The organism is Bartonella queenslandensis AUST/NH15 (assembly GCF_000312585.1).
GTDB lineage: Bacteria > Pseudomonadota > Alphaproteobacteria > Rhizobiales > Rhizobiaceae > Bartonella > Bartonella queenslandensis_A.
Map to the genome: position 1 here is coordinate 47,740 of NZ_HE998003.1, position 4,414 is coordinate 52,153.

Below are 4,414 nucleotides of genomic sequence, written 5' to 3' on the forward strand. Positions count from 1 at the left end.
ATCAAAATGTTCGTAGAGAAAGCTTTCTTTATGATGATGGAGACACCATTTTGCCATAATAGAACCGCCTCGTGAAACAATACCTGTTACACGATCAATGGTCATAGGAATAAATGGTAATCTTAAGCCTGCATGAATGGTGAAATAATCAACGCCTTGTTCTGCTTGTTCGATAAGAGTATCGCGAAAAATATCCCATGTTAAATTTTCAGCAATACCTTGTACCTTTTCGAGTGCTTGATAAAGAGGAACAGTTCCGATGGGGACAGGAGAATTTCGAATAATCCACTCACGAATATTATGAATATTTCGCCCTGTTGAGAGATCCATAACCGTATCGGCTCCCCAACGAATAGCCCAAACCATTTTATCAACTTCTTCTGCCATTGATGAAGTTACCGCTGAATTACCAATATTAGCATTAATTTTAACACGAAAATTACGTCCAATAATCATTGGTTCGCATTCTGGATGATTGATATTTTGCGGAATAATGGCTCGTCCGTTTGCAATTTCATTCCGAACGAATTCTGCAGTGTAAATTTCTGGTATTTCTCCACCCGATATATTTGCGTGAACTTTTTGTTGGTCTTTTATTGCTAGCCCTTCATTTTCTCGTATAGCAACATATTCCATTTCGGCAGTAATAATACCTGCGCGTGCATATGCCATTTGTGTAATTTCTTTGCCACTTTTGGCTCGTAAAACAGGTCGTTTTTGTTCAAATTCTGGTATAGGAGAGCTTGTTAATCCATTATCTTCAGGTTTAACTGAGCGTGCAGGGTAAGATTCAGTATCAGCACGCTGAAAGAGCCAAGATGAGCCAATTGCGGGTAAACCTTTTGTAAGATCAATGATTGCATCTTTGTCGGTATAGGGACCAGAAGTATCGTAGACTTTTAAAGGTTTTTCACCACTACCATCGGTCAATGAAATTTCACGCAATGGAACACGCACATCAGAAAAAAGAGGACTCTGTTGATAAATTTTGCGTGAGGCGGGAAAGGGGCTGCAATTGATTGATGGAATATTTTTCGGCACGAATTTTTTCCTTCTAAACATAGAGTTCAAAAACTAAGGTGTCATGGGGATATATTCAAATGATCAATTACATACTTTTAAACGAAGAAATGCCTATAAATTTTATAGCAAGCAATCTTCAATAAAGCTTAAGAGAATTTATTTTGAAAAGATTAATGCAATACCCAAATAATATCTTGCATTCCCCCATATAAACACTTTTATTAGCATCGATATGATTGGCTTAAATACGGACATTGTCAATCACAAAGATATATTTTTAACGATTTTGGCGTATTTTTTAAGAATAAAAGTAGGCCTTATGAAGTGATAAACTATAATATTAAGGAATTGTCTTTGATAGCTGAGGGGATAGCAAATGTTAAGTCAATAGGGCATTTTTTGTTTGAAAGGGTGAGGCAGATGAGTTAGCTAAATAGTTTTTAGAATACTCATTTTATATTTCAATGAATTAAAGAAATATCAATAATTGCAAGATGTTGTTTAGAAGGATTTATTGTTCTTGCAAAAAAAATATACATATAATAAAATACACACACGGGGAGGACCGTTTTAAGTAAGAACCAGACGGTTACAGGGGAGGTAAAGAACCTACAAAATATGTTTATAAAAGTGTGGGGGCGGGGTTATATTTCCTAACTATCTAGACCAGACACAACCTTCAGATCTGAGGGGAGTCCGTGATTTCCTTAATGTTTCAGTTCACTGAAGGGGATAAAATATATTCTCTATAGTACATTGAGGTTGAACAGAAGTCTGTTCAAAAAACATTGATGCTGACCCCATAGCACAATTTCAGGGATAAATTAAATAGAATAGAGCAAAATATCTGCATGTAAATAAAAACATAACGAGGACTGCAGAGAATTTTAAGCTAGTTTTTGCTTTCTTTAAATACAAATCAAAGTCAAAAGACAGACTTAACATACTGAAAAAATAGAATGTCTCATTAAAAATTTACATCAGTAACTTTCTATGCAGGTGACAAGTTATTGCGTTTAATATGGTTATATAAAATCCATAATAAGGGAAATTTAAACAGTATTTGTAAACTTTACAACAAGATGCAGGATTTGAAGATAAAACTGTATAATAATAGCAAAGTAACAAAACAAGATATCAAATAACCTCAGATGAGGTAACTACATTACACATTAGAAGTGGAAGCATTAAGACTAATGTTATGAAAAAAGTTTGGTGAAATGAGCTTATTAAATTGAAAGGAGTGAAAAAAGAATGCGTAAAATACGGATAGTGCAGTGGTTATGATGTACCAATGCTGCGGGCACATTTTAGAATACAGAACGAGAAATTATTAGAAAAATGATGAAATAATGGGGGATTTATAATGTCTAATATTTACGATTGGTCGCTAAAAGCTGATGAAAATGCTCATTCAGATAGTATCATTAATTGGGCAGAAGGTCAGCCGCCTAGTTCTGTCAATGATAGTGCACGAGCGATGATGCAGCGTGTGCGTGAATATCTTGCAGATAATGGCGGATCTATTGATTCACACTTTATAGTTAATGCAGAAGATAAAACAACATTAATTACCTTAAAGACAGTTTCACCGATAAAGAAATACAATAATGATATAATCATACGTTTTAAAGCACGTGGTGTGAATATTGGCACGACAACAATAACTGTTAATAATATAGGGGAAAAGCTTATCTATAAAGCCACTGATGCGGGCATTATACCATTAGAAGGTGGAGAGCTACAAACAGATGGCATTTATGAAATGGTATATAATAGTGGTGTTTTAATAAAAAAGCATGAGGGTTGGTATTTATTAAACCCTACACCACCAAAGATAGAAAGTTTTCCTGCTGGTTTCATTGCAACATTTGCTATGCAAAATATACCGAATGGTTGGCTTTTATGTGATGGTACGGCTTATAAGCGTGAAGATTATCCGCAATTATTTAGGGCTATAGGTGATAAATGGGGAAAAGATAGCGACACAACTTTTAAAGTTCCTGATTTTAGAGGCATGTTTCTACGTGGCTTTGATGATGGTCGGGGGTTAGATGATGATAGAAAATTTGCAGATGAACAACAAGATAGCATAAAATCACATACGCATATTGGGACCATTGAAGAATCAGGAAAACATGTGCACGATTTTGAGTATAAGGGAGTTGGATGGCCAACTGGTAATATCGGGAGATTACCGAATTATTATACCTATAATACAACCCTAAAAGGAACAACAGCTTCTGCTGGTGCCCATACACACAAGATAACTCTTTCCCATACGGGTGAGACAGAAACACGCCCTGTTAATACAACAGTTGTCTATGCTATAAAAGTATGAGTATGATTGGGTAATCAATCGATACACTCTGATAAGTTTATTAACGCGGAGCGATTCCGCGTTATTTTCTATGCATGTGAAGAAAAAACTATCTTATTCATGCAATATTTGAAAGAGTCAAAAAACAATTTGTAAATAGAGAGAGAAAAGTAAAAAATATGATTTGATATGCTTTTTATAAAAATAGCTAAAGCGTATGTGTCATGAAAAAAAATAATGCCATTAAAGCTATAATAAATATTTTATAAATTGAAGAAAGAGACTTGATTTCTATCAGGTATTTAAAAAGTATAAACAATACATCTAATTTTGTATATATTTCTTGGATTATTTTTATAAAAACATAAAGTTATAGAAAAAGCGGGAGAGTTCATATCGATATTATATAAATTAATAGCGAAATGAAATCTCAACTGTTTTGAGTTACGTAAAATCTTGAAAGATTTTAAACAGGTAGTTTTTTAATATGGTGCGTTGGATTTTCTTTTTTTAAAAGGACAGATGACAAAGAGGTGCTCATTAAAAAATAAAACAGAATCTTTAATATTTACGTGTTTTATTTTTTCTATGGATTTTAATTTTTAGATTGAAACCGATAGCTTTAGGATCTAGTTTTATAGGAAGATGCCGTTTGAGGGAGTATAAATGGGATATCTTCTTTAGGTAATTCAGAAACGTTTAAGGAGCAATGATAAACATCGCGAAGATTTTGTGTTGTCAAAACGGCAGAAGCACTTCCTTCGCAATAAATCTCCCCCTCCTTGAACAAGATCATATTATCTGCATAATGTGCAGCGAGATTGAGATCGTGAAGAACCGCAAGAACACCACCACCAGAATGAGCAAATTGTTTTGCAATATCCATAACAATAATTTGATGTTGAATATCGAGGCTAGCAATAGGTTCATCCAATATCATCCAACAAGGAATTCCATTATAAACGGGTTTCCAGATTTGGCAAAGAACACGCGCAAGTTGTACACGTGCTTGTTCTCCACCTGATAATTGGTGATAATACAGGTTGCCATAATCAGAAAGATCAACGCGCT

At 34.3% G+C, this 4,414-nt stretch carries 3 protein-coding genes; 1 reads left to right on the forward strand and 2 read right to left on the reverse strand.

All coding sequences use genetic code 11. The features are described 5' to 3' along the window. Positions 1–1,062, reverse strand: a 1,062-nt coding sequence (locus BN338_RS05380; protein WP_425277463.1) for a phosphomethylpyrimidine synthase ThiC, incomplete at its 3' end; no start/stop codon positions are given. A 1,327-nt stretch (positions 1,063–2,389) separates the two neighbouring features. Here BN338_RS05380 and BN338_RS05385 point away from each other — a divergent pair. After that, positions 2,390–3,364 carry a tail fiber protein gene (locus BN338_RS05385; protein ID WP_039759802.1) on the forward strand — a complete coding sequence of 325 codons (975 nt, stop codon included), beginning with the start codon at positions 2,390–2,392 and terminating at the stop codon, positions 3,362–3,364. 601 nt (positions 3,365–3,965) lie between these two features. Here the strand turns inward: BN338_RS05385 and BN338_RS05390 are convergent. Further along, a partial coding sequence (locus tag BN338_RS05390) for an iron ABC transporter (RefSeq protein ID WP_039759804.1) occupies positions 3,966–4,414 on the reverse strand: 449 nt, incomplete at its 5' end.

What these genes read in the sequence shown, in the direction of transcription:
- BN338_RS05385 (WP_039759802.1), top strand. Translation starts at nt 2,390, where the DNA reads ATGTCTAATATTTACGATTGGTCGCTAAAAGCTGATGAAAATGCTCAT.